The sequence below is a fragment of the Streptomyces sp. genome (assembly GCF_036566765.1).
In the GTDB taxonomy this organism is placed as follows: Bacteria; Actinomycetota; Actinomycetes; order Streptomycetales; family Streptomycetaceae; genus Streptomyces.
This window is the reverse complement of record NZ_DATCVQ010000575.1, coordinates 1-5,589: the sequence shown is the minus strand read 5'-3', so window position 1 is coordinate 5,589 and position 5,589 is coordinate 1. Positions and strand designations below refer to the sequence as shown.

The following is a 5,589-nucleotide window of genomic DNA, read 5'->3' as shown; positions in this document are numbered from 1 at the left end:
CGCCGTAGACCTCGGGGGCGGCACCGTACGCGCCCCCGGGCACCGGGAGCGCTGCGGGCGGCGCGCCGTAGGCCTGGGGCGCCGGTGCCGGAGGCTGCGGCGGCGGTGGAACGGGACCGGGCGCGGAGCCGGCGCTGACAGCCACGGGCGCGGATCCGGGCCCGACAGCGGGCCGTGGGCCCGCCGTGTCGAACCCGGCGAACAGGTCGGCGAGCCCCGCCGGCGGCTCGCGCCAGCCGGACGGCGTGGGGGCGGGCTGACGGCGTCCGATCCGGATCGAGCGGAGCCTCGGCAGGTCGGTGCGGCGCCGCAGGTCGGCGGTGGCCAGGGCGAGCCGTACGCCGGTCCAGTCCTCGCCGGTGCGCTGGGCGACCGAGGCGCGCAGCACCAGCCGGCCGCCGCCCTCGCCCTGACGGTGGGTGAGGCGGTACGCCGGTACCCAGACCGCGCCCGGCACCCCGTACTCCACCTCCACCTCCGTGTCACCGGTGCCGGAGAGGGTCAGGACCGCGGAGACCGTGGCGTCCACGCGCGCCGACGGCGCGTCGGTGGAGGCGCGGTTCAACTTGTCCGCGGCCACAGTGAGTTCGTGCTCGGCGCGCTGCAGAGCCTCCTCCAGCTCGGCGAGGCGGGCGTGCAGCCCCGTGAGCCGGTCGTCGACGAAGTCGGCGAGCTGCAGCCACGCGTCGACGGGTGTGCGCCGGTGCGGGTCGTCGCGCTTGCGGGGCGGCGGGACCGGGTGCAGCGCCCTGACCTCCGCGATCAGACTCAGCTGCCGATTGCGACGACCTTCCGCCGCCTCGTACGCGTCGCGCAGTCGCTCCACCTCGCGCCGCAACTCACTGGATGCGCCGACGGAGGGCGGCTCGGCCTCGACCTCCACCCGGGCCTCGGTGACGCGCACGCCGGAGGCGCCGAGGATGCGGGCGCGCAGTGAGTCCGGGTCCATCGAGCGGGGGAGTCCCGTCACCCGCACCCGGCCGTCCGGCGGCACAGTGCCCCGGGCCAGGCGGTGGCAGAGCGCGCCCCGCGCGTACACCACGACCGAATCGAGGGTCGATCCCCACCTCTGTACCGGCTCCGCCGTCATGTGCTCCGCCCCCGTCGCGTCCATGCCGAGCGAAGCCTACGCCCGTGGAGCGCAGGCAACGAAATCCGTAGTTGAAGCGATCCAAGGCCATTGATTCGAAAGTTATCGAAGGGTTTTACTTCAAGAAACATGGCCTTCGGGCTTGCGTGGTGCCATGCCCGTCCGCAAGGATCTGACTCCGGCCGGGGCCGTTTCGCCTCGGCCCCCTCACGCCTCCATGTGTGGACGCCTGGCCGCGCACCGGCAACCCCGTGCCGCCATCCCGTGAACCGCCTGATCCGCGCGGTCGCCCGGACACACCCGTCGAGGCTCTCCGCGCGACCCGGCGTCGCGCCCCCTCTCATCCCCCCGCTCATTCCCTCTCATTCACCTACCCCCAAGGCAAGGCAGAGATGGCACCACTGGCCTCGCGCCGACGACCCCTCACCACCGTGCACCCGGTGGACGAGGTCCTCCCGCTCCCCACCCTCGCGCTCTACGGCTTCCAGCACGTCCTGGCGTTCTACGCCGGTGCGGTGCTCGTACCGGTGATCCTCGGCAACAGCCTCGGGCTCTCGAAGCAGGAGCTCGTCTACCTCATCAACGCCGACCTGGTCACCGCCGGGATCGCCACCATCATCCAGGCGTGGGGCTTCTGGCGGATCGGAGCCCGGCTTCCGCTCGTGCAGGGCGCGACCTTCACGGCCGTCTCGCCCATGATCGCCATCGGGCAGGGCGCGGGCGGCGGCACCGCCGGACTCCTGGTGGTGTACGGCGCGGTGATCACCGGAGGCGTCGCCGCGTTCCTCTTCGCCCCGTTCGCCGGGCGGCTGACCGCGTACTTCCCCCCGATCGTCACGGGCACCCTCCTCACCGTCATCGGCATCGTCCTCATCCCGGTGGCGCTCCAGGACGTCGGCGGCGGCGCGGCGCTGATCGGCGGGCACGGCTACGGAGACCCCGCCAACCTCGCGTACGCGGGCGGGACCCTCCTGTTCATCCTGCTGGTGATGCGGTTCGGCGGGCCGTTCCTGCGCAGCGTCGCGGTCCTGCTCGGACTGGTGGGCGGAACCGCCGTCGCGTGGCTGCTCGGCGACGCCGATCTCGGGGCGGTCGACGGGGCCGACTGGCTGGGCGTCAGCACCCCGTTCCATTACGGCATGCCGCACTTCTCGGTCTTCCCCATGCTGGCCATGGTCGTCGTCATGCTCATCACCATGGTGGAGACCACCGGAGACGTGTACGCCATGGGCGAGATCACCGGCCGGAAGGTCGACGGCGACACGGTCAGCCGTGCGCTGCGGGCCGACGGCGTCGCCACCGTCCTCGGCGGAGTGTTCAACTCCTTTCCGTACGTGGCGTTCGCGGAGAACATCGGCCTGGTCCGGATCTCCCGTGTCACCAGCCGGTTCGTCGTGGTCGCGGCCGGCGTGTTCATGATCCTGCTCGGCCTGGTGCCGAAGGCCGGCGCGGTGGTGGCGTCCGTCCCCCACCCGGTGCTCGGCGCGGCGGCCGTCGCGATGTTCGGCATGGTCGCCACGGTCGGCATCCAGATCCTCGGCAAGGTCGACCTGCGGGAGGAGCGCAACGCCATCATCCTGTCCGTCAGCCTCGGCGCCGCGATGCTCCCGACGGCCGTTGCGCCCTTCTTCGAGCGCCTGCCCACCGAAGTGCGGGCGGTCCTGGGCAGCGGGATCACGCTCGGCACGCTGACGGCGGTGCTCCTCAACCTGTTCTTCCACGTGTTCGAGAGCCGTCGCGACCGCCAGGACATCGACTGGGACGGCCTGGCCGCGTACGACGACGGGACAGGCCCGCAGACCGCCACGGCCCGCTGACCCGTTCCCGCTCCACGGGGCCCGCCGCTCCGTGGAGCCGCCCACCGAGGTGATCCGCACGTGTCCCACCCCCCGTTCTCCCCTGCCCAGGCCCGGGCCGCCCGTCTCCGCATCGGCCTGACGCCCGATCACGTCGTATCCGCCATGGCCCAGTTGGGGATACACCTTCCGGTGCAGGTCGTCACGCTGTGGGAGTCGGGGGCGGTGGCGCCTTCGGAGGCCGAACTCTTCGCCCTGGCCAACGCGCTGTGGTGCCCCGTGCCGGAGCTCATGGGCGTGCGGCCGAGATCCCTGCGCGAGCATCGCCTGGCCCGGCAGTTCAGCGCCGAGAGGCTGGCCCTGCGCATCGGCATGGACGTACACGACTACGCCCGCGCCGAGAACGAGCACCGCTGGAACGGAACCGACCGGCAGACCCTGATGCTGGCGGACGCCCTGGACCTCGAACACGGCGAACTGCTGCGCGTCATCGGCGGGGCGGGCGAGCTCGACGGCCTGCTCCGCCAGGCCGTCGAAGGCCGCTGGAAGCAGTACACCGCCTCGCTCGCCCGGCTCGTCGGCGCACCCGAGCGCAGAGTGGCGCAGGCGCTGCGCACCCTGCACGCGGAGTACGGGCGGTTCAACGAGCGCTACATGGGGCATCTCGTCGCCCGCAGCGACGATGCCCGGCTCAAGGAGATCGCCACGGAGCGCGCGGCGTGGCTGCTCGCCCTGTCGGACCGCTTCCTGCACCTCGTCGGGCACGACGCCCGCCCGTCGCCATGACATTTCAGAGGCTGTCCAGGCCGTCCTCGCGGACCCGGAGGGCCAGGTCGATCTTCGTGTACGCCGGCCTGCCCGCCAGCCGGTACTTGGACTTGACGCGGCTGAGATAGTCCTTGGCCGTGTTCGGGGTGACACCGGCCCGGCGTGCGGCGGACTTCAGGGTCATCCCGGACGCGTAGTCCAGCAGGATCCGCAGCTCCTTGGGGGCGAGCCGCGGTCCGGACGGCCTGGCCGGCTCCGGCGGGAGCCCGCCGCCATCGGCGATCCGCTGCATCCACCAGGGCAGGGCGGCGGCCCCGAAGTCGTTGCTGAACACCTCGGGCCGGCGGCCGCAGCGGTACACGTCGTCGCGGATGCCGCCGTGGACCCGGAAGCCGAGGCCGCGGACCAGGGCCTGGTACTCGGGGCTGGCGGTGGAGACGATCAGACGTCCGCCGTCGACGGCCTGCCCGAGGACGTGCCGCAGCAGGCGGCCGCGAGCGGCCGGATCGGGGCAGTGCGCGGCTCCGAGGAAGAGCCCGCCGCCGGCCAGGGCGCCGCTGTGCTGCTGGAGCAGCGACTCGACGCCGTCCGCCGTCCGCTCGTTGATCGGCATCAGGCTGGCCACGCCGATCGCCCGGCCGTCCCGGTCGCGTGCGAGGTGGAAAGCGGAGATGTCGTCCGAGGCCCAGCGCTCGGTGAGACGGTCGCAGCGGCGCGGGTCGAAGCCGCTGTGCGCGGCCCACTGGCGCATCAGTCGCCCGATGTCGTCGGCGTCGTCGGGGCGGGCCGTGCGGAAGTCCACGAGACGCTCGCTGGCCGGGAACAGCTCGCGTCGCAGCAGGGGGTCGCCGGTGAGGAAGAGGCCCTGTTCGGCGAGCTGGGCGCGCTCTTCGCGGTCGCGGGCGCGGGTGAGCAGATTGAGGCGGTAGTCGCGGGCGCGGATCCGGACGGTCTCGTGCGCCTCCGGCTGCCGCCACCGGTACGCGAGTTCGAGCACCGTACGGAACGGCTCGGCGATGCGGAGTCCGAGGGCGTCGCGGTGGACGACGCTGAGCCCGGCGAGCGAGGCGAAGTGGTCGGGCCCGCCGGGCAGGAGCTTCTCGTCGGCCGCCCCCACGGTGGCCAGCAGCCGTAAGGCGTGCTGCCGACGACGGCCGGGCAGCTCGCGACCGAGTCGTACCAGGATCTCCTCGGCGATCAGGTCGGCGACCGCACCGGGCGAGCTCGCCGGGACGCCGGAGCCCAGAGCACGGCAGGCGGCGTCCGCGAGCAGGGGGATGCCGTCGGCGAGCCGGGTGACCAGCGAGCGTCCCCTGGAGTCCGCGATCCCGGCCGCCCGGGTGGCGATCCAGCCGGCGCAGACGGGTGGCACGGCGACCGTGACGGTGCCCGAGCCGGCCCAGGAAGGATCGGACAGGATCGGTCGACGGGTGACCACGACCACGGTGGGGCGCTCGGCCCGCGCGCTCTCGAGCTCCTCGCGCAGCGACTCAAGGCGCTGTCGCCCGTCGACGCTGTCGACCACCAGGGTGCGGGTGGGATCGGCGTCGGTCAGCGCTCTGCGCAGTACAGGCAGTGCGTCAGGCCGATCGAGGTCCACCGCCGACGCGTTCTCCAGGCCGGCCGCCAGCCGGGACTTCCCGACTCCCAACGGTCCGGTCAGGTTGACCAGCGGATGCGCGGCGGCCGCAACTCGTAACTCGTTCAAGACCGTTGATCTGTTCCCCCCGGAACCGCGCACGCATCCCCCGTCTCCACGTGAGCCCCATGACTTCTCCATGTGAGCTTCATGACTCGGCCGAGGACTGTACCGATCACGCAGCCGTCCGCCCAGACCTGACACAAGCCGATTCGTCCGGGCACGTGATGCCGCCGCCCGCAAGCCGTCCAAAAGGGTGGGTACAGCCGGTCGGTGCGTCGCCGTTAGCTTTCTTG

At 72.6% G+C, this 5,589-nt stretch carries 4 protein-coding genes; 2 read left to right on the top strand and 2 right to left on the bottom strand.

What is annotated here, in order from left to right; translation table 11 throughout:
- Positions 1-1,090, bottom strand: a 1,090-nt coding sequence (locus VIU94_RS33420) for a DUF4140 domain-containing protein (protein WP_331917324.1), incomplete at its 3' end; no start/stop codon positions are given.
- Between the two features lie 392 nt (positions 1,091-1,482).
- On the opposite strand from VIU94_RS33420, the gene VIU94_RS33415 reads away from it, so the two are divergent.
- Both VIU94_RS33415 and VIU94_RS33410 read left to right on the top strand, forming a co-directional pair.
- Positions 1,483-2,907 (top strand): nucleobase:cation symporter-2 family protein, encoded by a 1,425-nt coding sequence (locus VIU94_RS33415; RefSeq protein WP_331917322.1) that lies wholly within the window; start codon positions 1,483-1,485, stop codon positions 2,905-2,907.
- A gap of 60 nt (positions 2,908-2,967) precedes the next feature.
- Positions 2,968-3,672: a helix-turn-helix domain-containing protein gene (locus VIU94_RS33410; RefSeq protein ID WP_331917320.1), complete on the top strand. Its 705-nt coding sequence runs from the start codon at positions 2,968-2,970 to the stop codon at positions 3,670-3,672.
- Positions 3,673-3,676: 4 nt separating this feature from the next.
- Here the strand turns inward: VIU94_RS33410 and VIU94_RS33405 are convergent, their stop codons facing one another.
- On the bottom strand, positions 3,677-5,362 hold the full coding sequence (locus VIU94_RS33405; RefSeq protein WP_331917318.1) for a hypothetical protein: 1,686 nt from the start codon (positions 5,360-5,362) through the stop codon (positions 3,677-3,679).
- Positions 5,363-5,589: the final 227 nt, after the last annotated feature.

Coding starts and splice junctions, on each gene's coding strand:
- VIU94_RS33415 (WP_331917322.1), top strand. CDS start 1,483: ATGGCACCACTGGCCTCGCGCCGACGACCCCTCACCACCGTGCACCCG.